At 39.0% G+C, this 22,319-nt stretch carries 22 protein-coding genes and 1 other annotated feature; of the genes, 21 read left to right on the forward strand and 1 reads right to left on the reverse strand.

Annotation, left to right across the window (positions count from 1 at the left end; genetic code table 11):
- The first annotated feature begins 9 nt into the window (after window positions 1-9).
- From IGI42_RS13920 to IGI42_RS13950, 7 genes are all read left to right on the forward strand, one after another.
- Window positions 10-1,725, forward strand: a complete 1,716-nt coding sequence (locus tag IGI42_RS13920; protein WP_438716462.1) for a phospho-sugar mutase — start codon at window positions 10-12, stop codon at window positions 1,723-1,725.
- Between the two features lie 14 nt (window positions 1,726-1,739).
- A complete protein-coding gene (locus tag IGI42_RS13925) occupies window positions 1,740-2,030 on the forward strand; it encodes an ArsR/SmtB family transcription factor (protein ID WP_438716463.1) in 291 nt (96 codons plus the stop codon).
- 133 nt (window positions 2,031-2,163) lie between these two features.
- Window positions 2,164-3,453, forward strand: coding sequence for a homoserine dehydrogenase (locus IGI42_RS13930; protein WP_438716464.1), 1,290 nt, complete (start codon window positions 2,164-2,166; stop codon window positions 3,451-3,453).
- Window positions 3,454-3,458: 5 nt separating this feature from the next.
- Window positions 3,459-4,517 (forward strand): threonine synthase, encoded by a 1,059-nt coding sequence (gene thrC, locus IGI42_RS13935; protein WP_438716465.1) that lies wholly within the window; start codon window positions 3,459-3,461, stop codon window positions 4,515-4,517.
- A complete protein-coding gene (thrB, locus tag IGI42_RS13940) occupies window positions 4,514-5,377 on the forward strand; it encodes a homoserine kinase (protein WP_438716466.1) in 864 nt (287 codons plus the stop codon). Before thrC ends, thrB begins: the two co-directional genes overlap by 4 nt.
- A 5-nt stretch (window positions 5,378-5,382) precedes the next feature.
- Window positions 5,383-5,610, forward strand: a binding site (T-box leader).
- A 281-nt stretch (window positions 5,611-5,891) separates the two neighbouring features.
- Entirely contained in the window at window positions 5,892-7,163 is a 1,272-nt protein-coding gene (locus IGI42_RS13945; protein WP_438716467.1) for an O-acetylhomoserine aminocarboxypropyltransferase/cysteine synthase family protein, read from the forward strand.
- A 2-nt stretch (window positions 7,164-7,165) separates the two neighbouring features.
- Window positions 7,166-8,083 (forward strand): homoserine O-succinyltransferase, encoded by a 918-nt coding sequence (locus tag IGI42_RS13950; protein WP_438716468.1) that lies wholly within the window; start codon window positions 7,166-7,168, stop codon window positions 8,081-8,083.
- Window positions 8,084-8,177: 94 nt separating this feature from the next.
- On the opposite strand, the gene IGI42_RS13955 is transcribed toward IGI42_RS13950, so the two are convergent.
- Window positions 8,178-9,038: a pyruvate, water dikinase regulatory protein gene (locus tag IGI42_RS13955; RefSeq protein WP_438716469.1), complete on the reverse strand. Its 861-nt coding sequence runs from the start codon at window positions 9,036-9,038 to the stop codon at window positions 8,178-8,180.
- 85 nt (window positions 9,039-9,123) lie between these two features.
- Here IGI42_RS13955 and IGI42_RS13960 point away from each other — a divergent pair, with 85 nt between their 5' ends.
- The 14 genes from IGI42_RS13960 to recO all read left to right on the forward strand — a co-directional run bounded on the left by IGI42_RS13960 (window position 9,124) and on the right by recO (window position 22,155).
- Window positions 9,124-9,558 (forward strand): Fur family transcriptional regulator, encoded by a 435-nt coding sequence (locus tag IGI42_RS13960; RefSeq protein ID WP_438716470.1) that lies wholly within the window; start codon window positions 9,124-9,126, stop codon window positions 9,556-9,558.
- A gap of 143 nt (window positions 9,559-9,701) precedes the next feature.
- Window positions 9,702-9,878 (forward strand): 30S ribosomal protein S21, encoded by a 177-nt coding sequence (gene rpsU, locus IGI42_RS13965; RefSeq protein ID WP_002356740.1) that lies wholly within the window; start codon window positions 9,702-9,704, stop codon window positions 9,876-9,878.
- 18 nt (window positions 9,879-9,896) lie between these two features.
- Window positions 9,897-10,340: a GatB/YqeY domain-containing protein gene (locus tag IGI42_RS13970; protein WP_438716471.1), complete on the forward strand. Its 444-nt coding sequence runs from the start codon at window positions 9,897-9,899 to the stop codon at window positions 10,338-10,340.
- Window positions 10,341-10,513: 173 nt separating this feature from the next.
- On the forward strand, window positions 10,514-10,849 hold the full coding sequence (locus IGI42_RS13975; RefSeq protein ID WP_438716472.1) for a PTS lactose/cellobiose transporter subunit IIA: 336 nt from the start codon (window positions 10,514-10,516) through the stop codon (window positions 10,847-10,849).
- Window positions 10,842-12,236: a glycoside hydrolase family 1 protein gene (locus tag IGI42_RS13980; protein ID WP_438716473.1), complete on the forward strand. Its 1,395-nt coding sequence runs from the start codon at window positions 10,842-10,844 to the stop codon at window positions 12,234-12,236. The genes IGI42_RS13975 and IGI42_RS13980 overlap by 8 nt, the downstream gene beginning before the upstream one ends.
- An 85-nt stretch (window positions 12,237-12,321) precedes the next feature.
- Window positions 12,322-12,612 (forward strand): PTS sugar transporter subunit IIB, encoded by a 291-nt coding sequence (locus IGI42_RS13985; RefSeq protein ID WP_438716474.1) that lies wholly within the window; start codon window positions 12,322-12,324, stop codon window positions 12,610-12,612.
- Between the two features lie 6 nt (window positions 12,613-12,618).
- Window positions 12,619-13,974, forward strand: a complete 1,356-nt coding sequence (locus tag IGI42_RS13990; RefSeq protein ID WP_438716475.1) for a PTS sugar transporter subunit IIC — start codon at window positions 12,619-12,621, stop codon at window positions 13,972-13,974.
- A 206-nt stretch (window positions 13,975-14,180) separates the two neighbouring features.
- Entirely contained in the window at window positions 14,181-16,040 is a 1,860-nt protein-coding gene (locus IGI42_RS13995) for a BglG family transcription antiterminator (RefSeq protein ID WP_438716476.1), read from the forward strand.
- A gap of 211 nt (window positions 16,041-16,251) precedes the next feature.
- Window positions 16,252-17,172, forward strand: a complete 921-nt coding sequence (locus tag IGI42_RS14000) for a PhoH family protein (RefSeq protein WP_438717052.1) — start codon at window positions 16,252-16,254, stop codon at window positions 17,170-17,172.
- A 15-nt stretch (window positions 17,173-17,187) separates the two neighbouring features.
- Complete coding sequence (locus IGI42_RS14005; RefSeq protein WP_438716477.1) at window positions 17,188-19,389, forward strand: HD family phosphohydrolase; 2,202 nt, start codon at window positions 17,188-17,190, stop codon at window positions 19,387-19,389.
- Window positions 19,389-19,862, forward strand: coding sequence for an rRNA maturation RNase YbeY (ybeY, locus tag IGI42_RS14010; RefSeq protein ID WP_438716478.1), 474 nt, complete (start codon window positions 19,389-19,391; stop codon window positions 19,860-19,862). Before IGI42_RS14005 ends, ybeY begins: the two co-directional genes overlap by 1 nt.
- Window positions 19,840-20,304, forward strand: a complete 465-nt coding sequence (locus IGI42_RS14015) for a diacylglycerol kinase family protein (protein WP_438716479.1) — start codon at window positions 19,840-19,842, stop codon at window positions 20,302-20,304. Before ybeY ends, IGI42_RS14015 begins: the two co-directional genes overlap by 23 nt.
- A 75-nt stretch (window positions 20,305-20,379) precedes the next feature.
- Window positions 20,380-21,279 carry a GTPase Era gene (era, locus tag IGI42_RS14020; protein WP_438716480.1) on the forward strand — a complete coding sequence of 300 codons (900 nt, stop codon included), beginning with the start codon at window positions 20,380-20,382 and terminating at the stop codon, window positions 21,277-21,279.
- Window positions 21,280-21,363: 84 nt separating this feature from the next.
- Entirely contained in the window at window positions 21,364-22,155 is a 792-nt protein-coding gene (recO, locus tag IGI42_RS14025; protein WP_438716481.1) for a DNA repair protein RecO, read from the forward strand.
- Window positions 22,156-22,319: the final 164 nt, after the last annotated feature.

Genomic DNA, 22,319 nt, shown 5'->3' on the forward strand with positions numbered 1-22,319 from the left:
GTGTCCTTCATGTCTTGGGAACAAGTGTATGAACAATGGAAGAATTCCGATAAACTGGATGAAAAAATGCAACAGGAATTAAAAGCGCTTAATGAAAACGCTGAATTAAAACAAGATGCTTTTTATACGTCATTAGAGTTTGGTACGGCTGGTATGCGTGGTATATTAGGACCAGGAACCAACCGTATGAATATCTTCACCATCCGTCAGGCAACTGAAGGCTTGGCTCGATTCATGGATACTCAGGACGAAGCAACCAAAAAACGTGGTGTAGCGATTGCTTACGATTCTCGTCACATGTCTCCTGAATTTTCGATGGAAGCAGCTCGAACATTGGCAGCTCACGGTATCCCTTCTTATGTATTTGAAAGTCTACGACCAACACCAGAGCTTTCTTTTGCCGTTCGTCATTTGAATGCCTTTACTGGAATCATGATCACGGCTTCTCACAACCCAGCTGAATATAATGGCTATAAAGTTTATGGAGAAGATGGGGGACAAATGCCGCCAGAAGATGCGGATGCATTGACTGAATTTGTGCGTTCAGTTGAAAATCCTCTAGAAGTTGAAGTTTTAGCGGATGAAAACAGTGAGTTAATTACTGTTATTGGTGAAGAGGTAGATGCTGCTTACTTAGAAGAAATCAAAGCAGTAACGATTGACCACGAGTTAGTAGCGGAAATGGGTAAAAGTCTTAAATTAGTATATACACCATTGCATGGTACGGGAACTATGCTAGGGGAAAAGGCATTGAAACAAGCTGGTTTTGAACAATATATGCTAGTGCCTGAGCAAGCAATCGCTGATCCTGATTTTTCTACCGTTAAATCACCAAACCCTGAAGAGCACTCAGCCTTTGAGTATGCGATCAAGCTAGGTAAAGAAGAAGGCGCTGATTTATTGATTGCGACTGATCCAGACGCTGACCGTCTAGGTGCTGCTGTACGGATGCCTAATGGTGAATACCAAGTGTTAACTGGAAATCAAATTGGTGCTATCTTGATTCGTTACATTTTAGAAGCCCACAAACAAGCGGGTAGTTTACCAGAGAACGCAGCAGTGTTGAAATCGATCGTTTCTAGTGAACTGCCTACAGCTATTGCTAAAGCTTACAATACCGAAATGGTTGATGTGTTAACTGGCTTCAAATTCATTGCTGAAAAAATTCAACAGTACGAAGAAGATGGTTCCCATACCTTCATGTTTGGTTTTGAAGAAAGCTATGGTTACTTAATTAAACCATTCGTTCGTGATAAAGATGCGATTCAAGCATTGCTTCTATTAGCTGAAGTAGCTGCTTATTATAAGAAGCAGGACAAAACATTATATGATGGCTTACAAGAAATCTTTGATGAATATGGTTACTTTGCTGAAAAGACTATTTCTGTCACTTTAAGCGGAGCAGAAGGTGCTGCTAAGATCAAAGAGATTTTAGAAGGCTTGCGTAATCAAGCACCAACAGAATTTGCTGATGTACCCGTTGTACTGACTGAAGACTTCTTAGCTCAACAGTCTACTGATAATAATGGAACAAGTAGACCAATTAATATGCCTTCTTCAAATGTATTAAAATATACATTAGAGGATGCGACGTGGTTAGCTATCCGTCCTTCTGGTACAGAACCAAAAATCAAATTCTACATTGGAGTAAAAGCCGCCTCCCAAGAAGAAGCAGCAGACAAACTAGCAGCCTTTGAAGCAGCTATTCGTCAAATTACAGAGTAGGAGACTTCCTTAGAATGACCACACAAGAAACTGAAATTCAAGCAGTGAGTCAGTTGTTTAAAGTTTTGAGTGAGCCCACTCGTTTACGAATTTTATTGTATTTGAAACAAGGAGAACGTAATGTTTCTTCAATCAGTGAAAATTTAGCGATGGAGCAATCTGCTGTTTCGCATCAATTAAAGCTGTTGCGGGACAATCGTTTAGTCAAAGCACGGCGAGATGGAAAAGCGATGTTGTATAGTTTAGATGACCATCATGTCTTAGATATCTTGGACCAAACTTTCCGCCACGTCTCTCATCATTAAGTCAACTAGTGATTTTCCACTTTTCTTGGAAAATCACTAGTTTTTTTTAGCTATTTTAGTTATACTAAGACACAAACTATATTAAAATATGATGAAACACGTTTAATCTTTGTGCAATCATTGGAGGCGAATTATGGAAAAACCAGTTAAAGTAGGGTTATTAGGTTTAGGTGTCGTAGGTACGGGCGTTTTGGAAATTTTGGCAGACCATCAGGAAAAAATTGAAAAAAGCATTGGGTGTCCGTTAACTGTAGCAAAAGCGTTGGTTCGCCCTACTGAAGACAAAGAGGATTTAGCGAAAAAATATAATCTTCAACTAGTACATGAACTGACAGATATTATTGAAGATCCTGAAATCGACATTGTAGTGGAAGTAATGGGACGAATTGAACCTGCAAAAACGTTTATTGCTGAATCTCTGAAAGCTGGCAAACACGTAGTCACGGCGAATAAAGACTTATTAGCACAACATGGTAGTGAACTAGCATCTTTAGCTCATGAACAAAAGCGCAATTTATACTATGAAGCAAGTGTAGCTGGTGGTATTCCTATTTTACGTACGATAGCCAATAGTTTAGCCGCCGATGATATTCAAGAGGTGCTTGGAATTGTTAATGGAACTACTAATTACATGTTAACTAAAATGGTAACTGAGCAGATGGACTATGACACTGCCTTGAAGCAAGCACAAGAATTAGGCTTTGCCGAAAGTGATCCGACTAATGACGTCGATGGGATCGATGCTGCGTACAAGATGGTCATTTTAAGTAAATTTGCTTTTGGTATGACCATTACAATGGACCAAGTAAAAGTTAAAGGAATCCGTGGCTTATCCGGAAAAGATGTAACAGCAGCTGATCGCTTAGGCTATACCGTTAAGTTAATTGGTTCTACCATGAAGAAAAATGGCAGCATTGCAGCCGAAGTTGGCCCCGTTTTAGTACCAAACGATCATCCATTAGCTTCTATTCATAACGAGTTTAATGCTGTTTTTGTGAAAAGCTCTGGTATCGGTGAGTCAATGTACTACGGACCAGGAGCAGGCTCAAGACCTACAGCAACAAGTATTGTAGCCGATTTAATGACAATCGTGAATAAAATTCAACTAGGTACAATTGGTCATCGCTTCAGTGAATACACACAGCCGACTCAGTTGACACCACCAGAAGAAATCGTTAGTAAATACTTCTTATCATTAAAAATGCCAGATGAAACAGGTCAATTTTTACAATTAGCTGAAATCATGGCAAATGCGGGTGCTGGCCTTGAGCAGGTCGTTCAAGAAAAAGCTCAGGTAGAAAATGCGCGTGTTGTCGTAATTACTCATAAAATGTCAGAAACAACCATGAATCAAATCCAAAAAGATATCGCAGAAAAAACGAACTTTGAGTTGTTATCAACAATGAAAGTGATGGGGGAATAGCCACTATGTATGAAGGATTATTAAAACAATACCAAGAGTATTTACCAATTACAGACAAAACACCGATGTTATCGCTAGCTGAAGGAAACACGCCATTAATTCCGTTACACAATTTATCTAAAGAATTAGGTATTACGTTGTATGGTAAATATGAAGGCTTGAACCCAACTGGATCATTTAAAGATCGAGGCATGGTAATGGCTGTGGCTAAAGCCGTTGAAGATGGAGCAAAAGCAATCATTTGTGCGTCCACAGGGAATACTAGTGCAGCTGCGGCGGCTTATGCAACGCGCGCAGGTATTAAAGCTTATGTAGTTATTCCAGATGGAAAAATTGCTATGGGTAAATTAGCTCAAGCAATCATCTATGGAGCAGATATTATCTCAATTCCTGGAAACTTTGACGAAGCACTAAAGGCAGTAAGAGATATTGCTGAAACTGAAGCCGTTGCCTTAGTAAATTCAGTAAATCCTTATCGTTTAGAAGGTCAAAAAACAGCAGCTTTTGAAATTTGTGAACAATTGGAAAAAGCACCCGATGTTTTAGCAATTCCTGTGGGCAATGCTGGGAATATCTCCGCTTACTGGAAAGGATTCAAAGAATGGCATGAAGTAAAAGGCACTTCTTTACCTCGTATGCATGGTTTTGAAGCTGAAGGAGCTGCGGCGATCGTCCGCGGTGAAGTTATTGAACAGCCTGAAACAATTGCTACAGCGATTCGAATTGGTAATCCTGCTAGCTGGAAATTAGCCGAAGCTGCTAGAGATGAATCTGATGGACATATCGATGCAGTAACTGATGAAGAAATTCTGAACGCTTACCGCAAAGTTGCTGCACAAGATGGTGTTTTTGTTGAACCAGGTTCAGCCGCTTCACTTGCCGGTGTTATCCAACACGTAAAGAGTGGAAAAATCAAACAAGGCGAAACAGTAGTAGCTGTGTTTACTGGAAATGGATTGAAAGATCCGGATACTGCTATCAATGCGACAGATGTGAAAATCAGTAAAATGAGTGATTTAGAAGATATGCGTCAACACTTGAAAGAAGGAGTGGCTAAGCTATGAAAATCCGCGTTCCTGCCACAAGTGCCAACCTAGGTCCAGGCTTTGACTCTTGCGGGATCGCGCTTTCACAATACTTAGTGATTGAGATTGGGGCATCTAGTACTCAGTGGGTAGTAGAGCATGATTTGTCAGATGCTATCCCCCGAGATGAAAGGAATCTGCTGATTCAAACCGCCCTAAAACTTGCGCCAGAATTGATGCCTCATCGAATTAAAATGTCAACAGATATTCCAGTAGCTCGAGGACTCGGGAGCAGCTCTTCAGTGATTGTAGCAGGGATTGAATTAGCCAATCGCTTAGGCAATCTGAATTTGTCTGTACGTGAGAAATTAGAGATTGCTACTGGAATTGAAGGGCATCCAGATAATGTTGCCCCAGCAATTTGTGGTAGCTTTGTGGTAGCTAGTTATGCGGATGACCAAGTGGAATATGTCAAACACCACTTCCCAGAATGCGATGTGGTAGCTTTTATTCCAAATGAGGAATTATTAACATCCGCTAGCCGAGGTGTGTTACCAAGTGAGTTTTCTTATCAGGAAGCAGTTAAGGCGAGCTCTATTGCTAATGTAATGATTGCTGCTGTTTTGAATGGTAATTTACCATTGGCTGGTAAGATGATGGAAAAAGATCTATTTCACGAAAAACATCGCCAGCATTTGGTCCCACACCTAACTGAAATCCGATCCATCACTCAAGAAATGGGCGGCTATGGCAGCTATTTGAGTGGAGCTGGGCCAACAGTGTTAACCTTACTGTCACCAGATAAATCAAAGCAGGTAGCTGAACGATTGAAAGAATTAGACAGTAATGCACGGGTAGAAATCTTAGCAATTGATCAAGAAGGGTTACAAGTATATTAGCTAAATACAATGCGGTGAAAAGAAGAGTACAAAAGAATCAGGATTTCCAGAGAGCTTCGGCAGCTGAAAAGAAGTATTCCTGATTTTTTGGAAAATGGTCTTGGAGCATCAAATGATGAAGCGAGTAATCATTGCGGGAGAGCCCGATACAGCCTTTCAGTAAAAGAATTACTGACTAAGATTGGTTATAGACCAATGAAAAAAGGTGGTACCACGAAACTTTCGTCCTTTCTCAACCGAAGGACGGAAGTTTTTTTGGTCAGTCTTACTCTTCGCAGTTTATTAAAGTAGGTAGCTCGAACAATCAAGTTTGGACTAATATCGGCTCAGAACAGTTTAGTAGGATGGTAAGCGTACGAAGATAAAATGAATTTTCCACGAAAATTCACTACCTAAAAAGGAGCTAGCAGCCAGTTTTACCACTTTTGCCAGATCTCTAGATTAATCAAGCTCGAAAACAAAAATCACCAAAATAGATTTGCGTCACCCAACTACAATTTAGGAGGAAATAAATATGGAATTTGAAACAAAATGTCTTCATGCAGGTTACACCCCAGGAAATGGTGAGCCACGCGTTTTGCCGATTACACAAAGTACCACCTATACTTATGATTCCACTGAAGAAATTGGTAAATTGTTTGATTTAGAAAAAAGCGGCTATTTTTACACCCGTTTAGCTAACCCAACTACGGGAGCGGTTGAAGAAAAATTAGCAGCGCTTGAAAAAGGGGTCGGTGCACTATGCACAGCCTCTGGACAAGCAGCTACTTTCTATGCAATTTTGAACATTCTAGAGTCTGGAGATCATTTTATCTCTTCTTCTTATATCTATGGCGGTACATTTAACTTGTTCGCTCATACCTTACGTAAAATGGGAATTGAAGTGACCTTTGTCGATCAAAAAGCATCATTGGAAGAATTGAAAAAGGCTGCAAAACCAAATACTAAAGCCATTTTTGCCGAAACAATTGCAAATCCAGCCTTACATGTATTGGATATTGAAAAATTTGCACAATTGGCTCAAGCTTTAGATGTGCCATTTTTGATCGACAATACGTTTGCGACGCCTTATTACTGCAATCCAATTGATTTTGGTGCTAACATTGTCATTCATAGTACGACAAAATATTTAGATGGACATGCTGTTCAGACGGGTGGCGTGATCGTTGATGGTGGGAATTTTGACTGGAACAATGGGAAGTTTCCGCAATTATCTGAACCTGATGAAACCTATCATGGAATTGTTTATACTGAAGCATTTGGAGCAGCAGCTTATATAACTAAAGCTCGTGTACAATTGATGCGCGATCTTGGTGCGACCCCTTCACCACAAAATTCCTTCCTATTAAATTTGGGAATTGAAACATTAGCTGTACGGATGGAACGTCATTTTCGAAATGCTTTAACCGTTGCAGAGTTTTTAACGGAACAAGCAGCAGTAAAAAAAGTAACTTATCCAGGCCTGAAACAAGATGACAGCTATGAGTTAGCACAAAAATATGTTCCAAATGGACTTTGTGGCGTGATTTCTTTTGAGATTGCTGCAGGAAAAGAAGCTGCGGCTAAATGGTTAGATGCACTGCAAATGGTATCATTAGAGGTTCATGTTGCAGATATCCGAACCTGTGCCTTACATCCAGCATCTTCAACTCACCGTCAAATGGGTGATGAAGAGCTATCTCAAGCAGGTATTTCACCGGGATTAGTTCGTTTATCTTGTGGAATCGAAAACGTAACGGACATTATTGCTGACTTGAAACAAGCGTTTGAACAACTGGAGGGTTAGTTATGCCTATTCGTTTAGAGCCAGATTTTCCAGCTACAAAAGTATTAGAAGGGGAAGATATCTTTGCGATTGATAATCAACGGGCAAACCAGCAGGATATTCGACCGCTGAAATTATTAATCTTAAATTTGATGCCGAATAAAATTGCTACTGAGATTCAATTACTGCGGTTAATTAGTCAAAGTCCTTTACAAATCGATGTAGACTTTATGAAGGTAGCTTCTCATGAACATCGGAATACGAGTAAGACGCATTTGGAGAAATATTATCTAGAATTTTCTTCAATTAAAGATACTTGTTACGACGGGTTGATTATTACTGGTGCCCCTATCGAAAAGATGCCTTTTGAAGAAGTAGATTACTGGGAAGAGTTAACAGCGATTATGACTTGGAGCAAAACCCATGTAACTTCGGTGATCCATATCTGCTGGGGCGCCCAAGCAGGTATGTACTACCATTACGGAGTCGACAAAGTTATGTACGAAGAAAAACTATTTGGCATTTTTTCTCAAAAATTGTTGACAAAACATCGTTTGTTTCGTGGATTTGATGATGTCTTTTGGATGCCGCAATCTCGCTATACTGGTATTGATGAAGCGCAAGTTGCAGCTAGTACACTTGAAGTTATTGCCCGCGATGAGCAAGAGGCGGCTACTATATTGCTTTCTGAGGACGGACATAATGTCTTCTTACTAGGACACTTTGAGTATGACTCCGGCACATTAGAAGGAGAATACCTGCGTGACCTAGACAAAGGATTAGATACACAAAAGCCAGAAAATTATTATTTATCTACTGAAGAAAAAGTAACGAATCGCTGGCGCGCCCATGCCTATCTTTTCTTTCATAATTGGATCAATGATGTTTATCAAACTACACCGTATGAGTTGGAAAAAATCGTAGAAATCCAAACAATCTAAAAAGCGACTTAGGTTTGTAGCGACCCCCAAAAGTTAGATTTTTGGTCTAACTTTTGGGGGTCGCTACAGTTTCTTAAACCTAGGTCGCTTTTTTCTATTCTTCGTCAGCGTCTTGCATAAAGAAATAACTATGGTCTTCTAAATCCAAAGCTGTCATAATTTTTGCAGCAGTTTCTTCGATTGAGTAGTTCGCCACATTTACTACGTAACAGCCTAGTTTTTGATACAAGTCATTAGCAAAATCTAATTCTGCCTGAATTTTGTCTCGATCGGAATAAGCTGTTTCAGGATTAAGACCATATGCACGCATACGTTCTTTACGAATGCTGATAAGTACTTCTGGGTCATTAGTCAAACCAACAATTTTTTTGGGGTCGATCTGAAATAATTGCTTTGGGATATGAGCTTGCGGAATCAATGGCAGGTTCGCTACCTTTAAGTTCTTGTTCGCCAGAAAAAGGCTCAACGGTGTCTTAGATGTTCTAGAGACACCTAGCAACACAATATCCGCTTCCAAAAATCCTCGTGCATCTTTACCGTCATCGTATTTAACTGCAAATTCCAAGGCTTTGATCCGTTTGAAATAGTTATCGTTTAAATGATGCAGCGCACCAGGCTCAAAAGTAGGCGCTAAATTAGCCCGTCGTTGGATTTCATTGACTACTGGATTTAATAAATCCATGTGGAACAGCCCAGCATGTTCACAAAACTCTTCCGCTATTTTTGACAGTTTAGGGTCAATCAGTGTATGAATGATCATAGCATTTTCGTTCTTGGCGTCCTTCAAGGCTTTTAATAATAATTCTGATGAACTGATAAACGTTCGACGAAATAGGCAAAATTCTACAGTGGGATACTGCGCCATGGAAGCTTGTGCCAATTTAGAAGCTGTTTCACCTGCTGAATCAGAAATGATAAAGATTGTGACAAGATCGTTTTGATTTTCGTTTTCCATATGAATCTCCCTTGTATTTTAAGATAATTTATTATACCATAATTTTATTCAGAATCATTACGGTTTAAACAGGAGGAAAAATAGAGTGTCACAACCAACTTTATTAGAAAAAGCATTAGTAAAAGTAAAAGAGAATGGCTTTAAATATACTAAAAAAAGAGAATCGTTATTGGATTATCTAATTAAAAAAAACCGCTATGTCGCTGCAAAAGAAATATATGAACATTTAAATGAACGCTTTCCGGGACTTAGTTACGATACAGTTTATCGAAATTTAAGAGAATTTTGTGAAATCGGTATTGTCGAAGAAACCGACTATCAAGGGGAAATGAAGTTCCGCTTTAGCTGTAGTGAAGACTTTGGTCATCATCATCATTTTATTTGTACGGTTTGTGGAAAAACAAAAGAAATCCATATGTGTCCGATGGATTTCTTCAAAGAACAACTGGATGATTGTCAAATTGATGGACATCGTTTCGAGCTATATGGGCGTTGTTCAGATTGTAAAATGTTTGTCTGAAAAAGTGAAGAAAATAAAACTTCTTTAGTACCTTGACTCGCTATTATCCATTCGATATAATGACTTATGGACGGTCTTGTTTTTGAGAGAACATTTCAATAACAAAAACGGTTACTTTTTAAGCTCGGAGGGAGGGAATTTATATGTCAAAAACAGTGGTTCGTAAAAATGAATCTCTTGACGATGCTCTTCGTCGCTTCAAACGTTCCGTTTCAAAAGCGGGGACTCTGCAAGAATCTCGCAAACGCGAATTTTATGAAAAGCCAAGTGTGAAACGTAAGAAAAAATCAGAAGCAGCTAGAAAACGCAAAAAATTCTAGTGTGAATGGAGTGATTTGATGTCACTGCTTACTCGGCTAAACGAAGACATGAAGCAAGCGATGCGCAGTAAAGACAAAGAGTCTTTACAAGTGATCCGAATGCTTAAAGCCGCTGTTCAAAATGAACAAATCAAAACAGGTCAAGATTTATCAATTGAAGAAGAATTGACCGTTTTATCTCGTGAGATGAAACAGCGTCGTGATTCTTTGACAGAGTTTGAAAAAGCTGATCGAACTGATTTAGCGGACAAAGTCAAAAAAGAAATCGCAATTGTAGAAAACTACTTACCGGCACAACTTTCAGAAGATGAAATTCGTACCATTGTAAGTGAAGCAATTGCCAAAACTGGAGCAACTTCGCCAAAGGAATTTGGTAAAGTAATGGGTGTTGTGATGCCGCAAGTCAAAGGTAAGGCGGACGGTAATCAAGTCAATGCTATTGTGAAAGAGTTGCTACAATAAAAATTCTTACCATCGAGGAGTTCTCCTCGATGGTTTTTTTTGTTCCTAAACAAGTTTTTCACATTTTTAAATCACAATTATTCGATTTCCACATTAAAGTGGAAAATAAAAAATTTAACTTAATGTGAAAACGTTTTATAGTTATATCAGAAAGAAGGAGGAGGAACTTATAAATGGAAGAAGTCAGAGTTGGAACGGAGATGGAGTCAATGGCTATCATCTTACACGCAGGCAATGCGAAAAGTGACGCTTACGAAGCCCTGCTCGCTGTTAAACAAGGAGATTTCGAAACATTTGATGAAAAATATGCAACAGCAAAAAGTGAAATGAAATTAGCGCATCGCGCACACGCAGAAATGCTTAGAAAACTTTCTTCAGAAGATCGGATGCAAGATGTAGATTTATTATTGGTTCACGCAGAAGGCCACTTAACATCAACAGATATTGCTGTAGATATGATTGCTGAGTTTGGGGAATTATACAAATGGAAGGAGACTATCAATGGATAAAAACTTTTTATGGGGTGGGGCAACAGCCTCTTATCAATGTGAAGGTGCTTGGGATGCAGATGAAAAAGTTCCATCAATGTGGGATGTTTATCTGCATGAAAACGATCTGGAAAATGGCGATATCGCCAGCGATCACTATCATCGCTATGAAGAAGATATTCGCATGATGGCAGAAGGCGGTCAAACTTCTTATCGATTCTCGCTTGCTTGGCCACGGATCATTAAAAATAAAGAAGGCGATGTTAATCAAAAAGGGCTCGACTTCTACCACCAAATTTTAGATACTTGCAAAAAATATGATATCGAACCTTTTGTTACATTATACCATTGGGATTTACCACAATATTGGGAAGAGACTGGTGGCTGGTTAAATCATGAGGTCTGTACAGCTTTTGAACACTATGCAAAGGTCTGCTATGAAGCTTTCGGAGATAAAATTATTAATTGGACAACCTTTAATGAACCGAAATGGTTTGTTGCTAATGGGTACATGATCGGCAACTATCCTCCAGGCTTCCAAGACCCACAGAAAACGATGATTGCGGCTTACAATGTAATGTACGCAAGTGCACTGGGCGTGAAAGCTTTTAGAGAAGGTGGATACAAAGGTCAAATCGGTATTGTTCACAGTTATACACCAGTTAATGGCGTAGACGATTCAATCGAAACAAGAATTGCGATGCGTTATGCGGATAACTACTGCAACAACTGGATTTTAGACACAGCTGCTTTAGGGGAATTTCCGATTGACTTAATTTCTGTATTAGCCAAGGATTACGATGTGAGTTTTATGAAGGCAGATGAATTGAAAGTAATTAAAGAAAATACCGTTGACTTCATCGGCTTGAACTACTACTCGAGAACTTTAGTGAAACCTTATACTGGCGGTGAAACACAGCTTTCCTTCAATCATTCTGGTAAAAAAGGTGAATCGAAAGTTTTAATTAAAGGGTGGTTTGAGCAAGTAAAAGATCCAAACAACGAAACCACCGAATGGGATACCGAAATTTATCCAAAAGGGTTACAGGATGGTTTGATTGAAGCTTGGGATCGCTATCACTTGCCGATCTATGTGACAGAAAATGGAGTAGGAGTTCGTGAAGACGTAACAGTAGATCAAGTAAATGACGATTACCGTATCTCTTTCATGAATGATCACATCAATGCCATTATGAATGCGATGGATGCTGGTGCAGATATTCGCGGGTACTATGCTTGGGCATCATTCGACTTATATTCTTGGAAAAATGGTGTCGAAAAACGTTATGGATTAGTTGCTGTTGATTTTGAAAAAGAACAAAAACGTACACCTAAAGCTTCATATTACTGGTTTAAAGATATCATCGAAAGCAATGGAGAAAAAATTCAAAGAAGAGAATTTGATTAAGCAGTGAAAAATGAAATCTTGTCATCAGCTTCTTGAATAGTTCAGGAAGCAGGTGGCAAAGAAAACTAAAAAGGGGAAATCTACAATGAAAAAAGTAATGTTAGTATGTAATGCTGGAATGTCTACAGGTATGTTAGCGAAGAAAATCGAAGCAGCTTCTAATAATACATTAGAGGTAAATGCTTATAGTGAATCTGAATATAAAGACTTTCTTGAAGGGGTAGATTTAGTCTTAATTGGTCCACAAATCCGCTTTTTAAAACCCCAAATCGAGGCTGCAGTGGATGTGCCGGTTGAAGCAATCTCACCAATGAAATATGGCATTATGGATGGTAAAGGTGTTTACGAAGATATCAAAAAATTGATTGGGGGTTAATCAGCTATGGGATTTAGTAGTTTAAGTGAAAAAATGGATCAATATATATCGCCGTTAGCTAACAAATTAAGTCAACAACGGCATTTGAAAGCAACCCGAGATGCGTTTATGTCCATGCTGCCGATTACCTTGTTTGGTTCAATTCCAATTATTTTGACTGCAGCACCCGTTACTGAAAATACTACTAATGGATTCTTACTTGCGTGGGCAAATTTTGCCGAAGAGAACAGTATGATTTTGAACTGGATTAGTGGAATCACGTTGAGTGCCATGTCATTATTCATCTGTATCGGTGTTACTTACTTTTTATGCCGTCATTATAAAGAAGATGTTTTACGCCCGTTAATGTTCTCAGTGGTCGGCTTTTTAATGCTGGTACTGACACCGTTAAAATTAGGCTGGGATGGTAAAGAAGTTGAGATTGGTTTCCTTGACGGACGCGGGATTTTGCTGGCATTATTTGTTTCGATTGTAACGGTTGAAGGTTATCATTGGATGCGGAAGAAAAATATTGGTCGCATTTCGATGCCCGATAGTGTACCGGCATCCTTGTCAGAAACCTTTGCGTCTCTTGTACCGGGATTAATTTTGATGAGTTTCTTCTCAATCATCTTTATTATTTTCCATGCATTTGATACGACGGCTGTACAATTCTTGTACAATATTATGGCACCAAGCTTTAAAGCAGCTGATAGCTTGCCATTTACTATTTTGAGTATCTTCTTGATTCATCTGTTTTGGTTTTTTGGTATCCACGATGCAGCCTTAGCAGGTATCTTAGGTCCAATTCGTGATGGTAACTTGTCCATTAATGCCGCTGAAAAAATGGCAGGTGCAGATTTAAGCAACATTTTCACAACACCGTTTTGGACATATTTTGTTATCATCGGTGGGTCAGGTTCTGTTTTAGCTCTGGCTTTCCTAATGATGCGTTCGAAATCCAAACAGCTAAGTACTGTCGGAAAGGTCGGATTCTTACCTTCAATTTTCGGAATTTCAGAACCAATGATTTTTGGTACCCCATTAATGCTAAATCCAATTTTCTTTGTGCCGTTTATCTTCACTTCGGTATTCAACGGAATTGTAACGTACTTATGTATGTCAGTTGGACTCGTCGGAAAAACTTTCGCTGTCTTTTCTTGGCAAATGCCAGCACCAATCGGAGCATTTTTATCCACCATGGATTGGCGAGCACTGGTTCTTGTTTTTGCATTAATTGTCTTAGACGGGGTCATTTACTACCCATTCTTTAAAGTTTATGAAAAGAATTTGGTCGCATTGGAAAAAGAATCCGAAGAAGAACAAGTAGCGGAACTACGTGATTCATCAGTGGATGTGCCAAACGATACAACAACTGCTTAGTACTTGAGGTTTTGACAGAAGTGTCCGACTTCGAGAAATAAGCCGAAAATCGCTGCTTCAATTAGACTGATTATGCGGTTTATTTCTGAAAGAGCTGCTTCAGTTACACCGATTATGCGGTTTTCAGTGGCTGTGACATAAAACGTCACAGCCACTATTATGATATAATCTAGGATGCCAAAAAGCCTTCAGGAGGATGAAACACAATGCAAATTTCTCAACGACAAGAACAGATCATAGAGAAATTGTCCTTTAGCAATCTCCCTCTTACAGCCCAGCAGTTATCAAAAGAGCTTGGAGTATCTACCAAAACGGTTCGTAATGACATTCAACAATTAAATGGACAGGCAGAACAGACAGTCATTTTATCAAAAGCAGGGGCTGGGTTTTATTTGAATCCAGACACTATCTCATTGCTGAAAAAAGAAAAAACGATTGAACGTTCGAATCTTCATTTTGAATTGTTAGTGCAGATCATCGATCAAGAAAGCTGTGACTTTTACGAATTGGCGGATGACTTTTTTATTAGTGAGTCAGCCTTGAATCGGATTATTAAGGAATTAAATGATTTGATTTCTCGACAGGATCAGTCATTGATTATTCAAAGAAAGAACAATCGCTTATTCATTGATGGAGAAGAAGCTGAAAAACGCAGGGTATTTACTTTGTTTTTAAATCAGGAAATTGAAGCGAATAAATTAAGCTTAGAAAAATATTCTGGTTATTTTGGTCAAATCGATCTAGGTAAGCTTTCGCAAATAGTTATTCGCTACCATCAGCAGGAAGAATTTTCAATCAATGATTTTTCGACGATTTCTTTTATTTTGCATATTGCGGTATTGTTGGAACGAGTCAGCAAAGCGAGTTTTTTGAACACAACTAGGCCAGTAATGGAAGAGCCAGAAAGTCGGCGGCTTACTAGACAGCTAGCGGAGCTATTGGAGAAGGAATTTCAGGTGAACATTCCTGAAGAAGAGCTTCCTTATATCTATCGATTATATTCAGGAGCAATTATTTCCAGTGAAAGTCTGGAGGAGCTTCAGTTAAAAGAAACTATAGCGAGTTTGTTGGAGAGTGTCACAGGGATTTTTTATTTAGATTTCACGCAGGATGAAAAAATTGTTGATTACTTGTTGACACATGTTTCAGCCTTATATAAACGGGCAATCAATCACCAATATTTAACCAATCCTTTATTGGAAGAAATTAAGAGTAAGTTTCCTTTCGTATACAACGTCAGCGTTTACGCCTCTGCTTATTTACAAAATACCTTAAATATTCAGTTTCCAGAAGATGAAATTGCTTATTTATCCTTGCACTTTTTGTCTGCTTTAGAAAATATTCGTAGTCAAAAGAAAAAGCAGGTTCTACTGGTTTCACCTTATGGGGTAGGAAATCAACGAATGGTGCGGGCTTATCTTAATCGAATCAAAGACTTTGAGATCGAAATGTCGGTTGCCAAATCTGTGTTTGATGTCAACGATAAATTGGTTAAGGATAAGGATCTAATTTTAACTAGTGAATCACTGCACCTAGAGACAAGTATTCCGATTTACCATTATCAATCCTTTTTAACGGAGAAGGATCTAGCAGAAATTACCCAGATTTTTGTCGAAGAAAGCCAAACCCCCTCCGTTCTAAATAAATTTTTGGAGGCGGAACTCTTTTTCCCGCAGCAGTCTCAAAAATCACCTGAAGAAGTAATTAGCTTTCTTTGCCAACAGTTATATGACAAAGGCTATTGTGAAGCAGATTATGTAGACAAAGTCTTGGAACGAGAATCGCTGTCCAGTACAGCTTTTGGCAACTATTATGCAATTCCCCATGCCATTAAACGGGAGGCAAAGAAAAATGCAGTGGCTATCTGTTCTTTTGATAAGCCCATCCAATGGCAGGACAAAAAAGTGAAACTAGTGTTGCTGCTAGCTCTTAAAGGAGAACGGGACAATTCGTTTGAACAGCTTTTTGAAGAGCTTGTGATGATCTTAAATGAGCCAGCTCGTGTAAAGCGTCTAGCTAAGCAAACAAATTTTGAAGAATTTTTGGCAATCTGCCAGGAAAAATAAAAAAGACGGTAATTTTATTGAGGATCTATCAGATCCTTGCTAAAATACCGTCTTTTTAGTTCTTTCTTAAGCAAAAATCTCTTGCAATTTTTCTTTTATTTAGAGTGTGGTATGATAGGGTGAATGATTAAAATAAGGGGATGAAGTATTTTTGACAAAAAACGATTTTGAGTCGTTGGAAATAAAACTTAACGCCAAAGATGACATTAGTATGTTGTTAGGTTCCCATGACAAACATATCAAGTTTTTAGAAGATAATACCGCAACAACAATTAATACACGTGGTGAAACCATCCAAATTATTGGAGAAAAAGAAGAAACCAAATTAGTGGCGGATGTAATTCGAGCATTGCAGATGCTGATAGATCGTGGTATAAAAGTGGCAACACCAGATGTGATGACTGCTCTTCGCTTAGCCAAAGACAATCATTTAGATGAATTTGTGATGATGTATGAAGAAGAGTTGTTAAAGGATCGCAATGGCAAACCCATTCGACCTAAAAATATCGGGCAAAGCCGGTATATTTCTGCTATTCGCAAATCCGATGTAGTTTTTGGCGTGGGTCCTGCTGGTACGGGTAAAACGTATCTAGCCATTGTTATGGCCATTGCTGCCTTGAAAAAGGGCGAAGTACAACGGATCATTTTAACGCGTCCAGCGGTAGAAGCTGGTGAAAGCTTGGGATTTTTGCCAGGTGATTTGAAAGAAAAAGTTGATCCTTACTTGCGTCCAATGTATGATGCCTTGCATCAAATTTTTGGAGTTGAACATACGAATCGTCTGTTAGATCGTGGTGTGATTGAAATTGCCCCATTGGCGTATATGAGAGGTCGAACATTAGATGATGCTTTTGTCATTTTAGATGAAGCGCAAAATACGACAATTGCTCAGATGAAGATGTTTTTGACTCGTTTGGGATTTAATTCTAAAATGGTAGTTAACGGTGACACCAGTCAAATCGATTTACCAAAAGGTCAATTAAGCGGATTAATGCACGCTGAACGAACACTGCGGAACATTAAACGTATTCGTTTTGTAAGATTTGAATCTGCTGATGTTGTCCGACATCCAGTGGTTTCTGAAATTATTGAAGCCTATGAGAAAGAGAATCTACGTCAGTCTGAGGAGTAGATTGGAGGAAACAACATGCTGAATCAACCAATCAATAACTTGCGAAAAAAACTTGGTTCGCGTTTTATTCCGCTAACTTTGATCTTTTTTGCAATTCTTTTGATTGCTACGATGTTTACCAGCGTACGTCAAAAACGTGTGGACTATCGAGAAGGTCAAGTAGCTGCTGAAAGCATCCGTGCAAATAAAACGGTAGAAAATAGTGCTGAAACGCAGCAAAAACGACAACTGGCTGCGGAAGCTGTCACTCCAGAATATACCTATCAGTCAGAACTGGCTGGGACGCAGCACGATCGCATCAGTCAATTGATTGACTTGGTTCAAAAAACCAATAGTGATAGTGATAAAGCTTATCAAACGAAAGTATCACAAGCCAAAGAAGGCGAAACGATTCCTCAGCCAACTGTGGAAGAACGGGTGGCTGCCGTAAAAAGGAATTTTGAAAGCATTGATCAGGATACAGTTAGTTTCTATCAGCAGCTGCCGGAAGATTTTTTCCGTCAGGTAGTTCAACTAAATAGCCAGCAACTGGATCAAGTTGAAAATGCAGCACTAAAACTGAATGATGAACAGATGAGTAAACGTATTCGAGAAAGTGATTTAGAAGACTACAAACAACAAGCGATGGATCAAATCAGTGAATTCGGCTTAAGTGATAATCAAAATCAAGTGATTCAATATTTGCTGAATGATGGAATTGTCGTCAATGACATTCTCAATGAGAAGCGAACGGAAGATTTACGAGAACAAGCCGAAAGTTCTGTCCAACCAGTAATGATTTATCAAGGGGAAGTTATTGTTCGTGAGGGCAGCCAAATTGATGCCAATGCTTTTAATAAGCTGAAACTTTTAGGTTTAACTAGTTCGGGCGGATCAACTTTTCCATTAATTGCTATGATTTTATCCACGGTGTTACAAGGATTTGTTCTATGGTTTTATAGTCGACAATTTGAAGTGGAATTTCAGAGAGTACGGTTCATTTTGTTCTATTCTACTTCTATGCTGTTCGGCGTGCTGGTGATGAAATTCTTGCAAATTTTCCAAAGTACTAGCAACAATAATTTGGCCTTGTTCTTTCCAGCGGCGTTTGTTCCATTATTACTGACTGTTTTTGTTAATCGGCGTTCTGGTAGTTTAGCAGCGATTTTCCAAACGATTTTTGCTTTGTTTGTTTATTATGATTCTATCGGTACTAATATGCTGACGATCATTTTGATGACCTACCTATTTTCTGGCGTTTTAGCTATTATGGTGAAACAAAAGCGCGTGTCAGATCAAGCAAAACAAGCACTGCTGTGGATTGTTGTTTTCCCATTTATTTGGGCGATCATCTTGAATATTTATCAAGGACTGTCGTTTACTAACAGTACTACTTGGGGAACCTTGATTTGTGCGGTGGCCGGAGCCTTTCTTTCCTTTTTACTGGGAACCGGTTTGCAGCCTTATATTGAGCTATTAGTGACAGATAGTGGTGTGATTACTTTAAATGAATTAAGTAATCCCAACCATCCATTATTGAAGCAATTGTTAGAAGAAGCACCTGGAACTTATCATCATTCTATGATGGTGGCTAACTTAAGTGCAAACGCAGTGGCTGAAATTGGTGGTCGTTCTTTACTGACCCGGGTAGCCTGCTATTATCATGATATTGGTAAAATCCGTCATGCGAATTTCTTCGTGGAAAACTTACCCCCTGGCGCTGAGAATCCCCATAATTTCCTTTTGCCAGAGGATAGTAAACAAATCATTTTTGGTCATGTGATTGAAGGTGCTAAAATTTTAGAAGAATACAAAATGCCGCAAATGGTGATTGATATTTGTTATCAACACCATGGTACGACACTAATGAAATATTTTTACGTGAAGGCAAAGGAACGTAATTCAGAAATCACCGAAGAAGAATTCCGCTATCCTGGACCAAAACCACAAACACGTGAAGCGGGAGTAGTCAGTATTGCTGATAGCTGTGAAGCAGCCGTGCGAGCGATGGATCACCCTTCAATTGATAAGATTAGCAGCTTTGTACATGGTCTGATTGAAGAACGTATTTCTGACGGTCAACTGGATGATTCCGGCTTGACATTAAAAGAGATTCGCATTGTTGAAAAATCGTTGGTCAGCAGTTTGAGTTCAACTTTCCATTCACGGATCAAATATCCGAAAATGAAATCCGAAGCAGAGAAGATGAAAGAAGAGCAAGAAAGAGGCGAACGGTAGTGGACATTACCTTTATTGATGAAACAAGTGAAGTTTCTCAAGATAAAATCACTGAAATTGACGAGTTGCTGCAATTTGCAGCTGATTATTTAAAAATACCTGAGGACACAGAAATGTCGGTAACTTTCATGGACAATAAGGGTATTCAAGTCATTAATCGTGATTACCGAGGGAAAGATGCACCAACAGATGTCATCAGCTTTGCATTAGAAGAAGATGGCGAAGGTGAAGTGCCTATTATTTTTGATGAAGAGCTGGTAATGCCACGTAATCTGGGCGATATCATGATCTCGACTGAACGAGCAGCGGAACAGGCTGATGAATACGGACACAGTTTTGACCGTGAATTAGGTTTTTTAGCAGTACATGGCTTTTTACACATCAATGGCTATGATCATATGACAGCCGAGGAAGAAAAGGAAATGTTCGGACTACAGAAAGAGATTTTGGATGCCTATGGACTCAAAAGATAAGACTGAAAAAGTAGTTGAAAAAGCCGTCAAAGTAAAAGATATAAAAAAAGAAGAGAACACGAAAAAAAACAAAGATTTTATCACTTCTTTGGAATTCGCTCTTAAAGGAATCCAGACCGTGTTTGAAGAAGAACGCAACATGCGCAAGCATGTCTGTTTGGGTGGGCTTGCGATGTTAGCCGGAGTGGTTTTTCGCCTAAATCGTTTGGAATGGCTATGGATTTTTCTTGCCGTCTTTTTGGTTTGGATTGTCGAGATCATTAACACAGTATTTGAAAATGTAGTCGATATGTGTACCGACCACCATTTTCACCCGATTGGAAAAAAAATTAAAGACATGGCAGCTGGAGCTGTATTGATGACGTCGCTTTTTGCCATAATTGTCGGTCTGATTATTTTCTTACCGAAACTTCTTGAATTTTTTTCGTTGCTTACTAATTAAACATTATTTCGCTGGACGAACGAGCTTTTTGGCTGTCTACGTTCGCCCAGCTTTTTTAAGAAAGGAATTAAACATATGACAGAACATAAATCTGGATTTGTTGCGATTGTTGGTCGCCCGAATGTTGGAAAATCCACGCTGCTTAACCGTATTGTGGGACAAAAGATCGCTATCATGAGTGATAAGGCACAGACAACCCGTAACAAGATCCAAGGCGTCTACACCACGGACGAAGCGCAATTAGTATTTATTGATACACCAGGGATTCATAAACCAAAACATCGCTTAGGAGATTACATGGTAGAAGCGGCTTACAGTGCACTGCGAGAAGTCGATGCGATTATGTTCATGATTAGTGCCGACCAAAAACGCGGACCTGGCGATAACTTCATTCTAGAGCGCTTGAAGAATCAAAAAGTACCTGTTTACTTGCTAATTAATAAAATCGATAAAATCCATCCTGATGAGTTGTTCTCAATTATTGATGACTACCGTCAAGTCATGGAGTTTAAGGAAATTATTCCGATTTCAGCAACGGAAGGTAATAATGTGGAGCATATGATGGACATCCTAGTGGAGCAAATGCCAGAAGGACCACAGTACTTCCCAGAAGATCAAGTTACTGATCATCCGGAATACTTTATTGTTTCTGAATTGATTCGTGAGAAGCTGCTGCAATTAACTCGGGATGAAGTACCACATTCAGTGGCAGTGGTAACTGACTCAATGAAGCGAGATGAAAACGATAAGGTGCATATCCAAGCAACGATTATCGTTGAACGCACTAGCCAAAAAGGTATTGTTATCGGCAAAGGCGGAAAAATGCTGAAAACTGTCGGTACACAAGCACGCAAAGATATTGAACGCTTATTAGGGGACAAGGTATTTCTTGAACTGTGGGTAAAAGTTCAAAAGGACTGGCGCGATAAGAAGACGTATTTACAAGATTATGGCTATCGCAACGATGACTATTAAATAGCAGCAGAATAGAGGCGGAGCTGTTGCTTTGCCTCTATTCTTTGTAAGTAGATATAATAGAAAGAAAGCGGAGGTGAGTTTGTGGCGCAAGTAGGTGAGACAAGAGGAATGATCCTTTTTAGCCGTGATTACAAGGAGAAAGACAAATTAATCAAGATCTTTACTGAATCGGCAGGCAAAGTGATGTTTTTTGCCAAAGGAATTCATCGTCCCAATAATCCGTTACGCACAGCAATTATGCCTTTTACTGAAGCCGTTTATATTGGCAACTTGAAGGGAGATGGTCTGTCTTTTTTAAACAGTGCCAAAGATGTTCGACCCTTTCGTAAACTACAGGAAGACATTTTTCTAAATGCCTATGCTTCTTATATTTTGGGGTTGGTGGATGCGGCGATTGACGACCATGTGTATGATCCGGCCTTGTACGGCTTTACTAAGCAGGCCTTAGAACTGATGGATCAAGGATATGACGGGGAAACAATCCTCAATATTTTTGAAATGCAGATTATGCAACGTTTTGGTGTTGCCCTAAATTGGCGCGCCTGTAGTGTCTGTGGAAAAACAACAGGTGCATTTGATTTTTCGTCGAAGTATAGTGGTATTTTGTGTCAAGATCACTGGCACTTGGATCAACATCGCTATCATGCTGAAGCTCGAGCAATTTATTTTATTCGTATGTTCTCGACCATTTCTTACGACAAAATCAGTAGCGTAAATTTGAAATCGGAAACCAAGCAAGCGATTCGTAAAACGATAGATCAATTATACGAAGAATATGTTGGGCTGCATTTAAAGAGCAAACGGTTCATCGATCAAATGGGTGAATGGCAAAATATGCTGAAACCGGAAGATAAGAATAGTGATACCAACTAATCTGTACTACCTTTTTTAAGAAGGTGGTACAGATTTTTTTATGATAGATTGGCTGGAACTAATTAGGATCATCCTTTTCAGATTTTTTCAAGAAAAATCCCTGTTTTGTTTAGAAATTATCCAGTTTTTCTTGACCTTTAATGATAGAATGATTAATATACTTT

Source organism: Enterococcus sp. AZ109 (assembly GCF_051714625.1).
Classification (GTDB): Bacteria; Bacillota; Bacilli; order Lactobacillales; family Enterococcaceae; genus Enterococcus_A.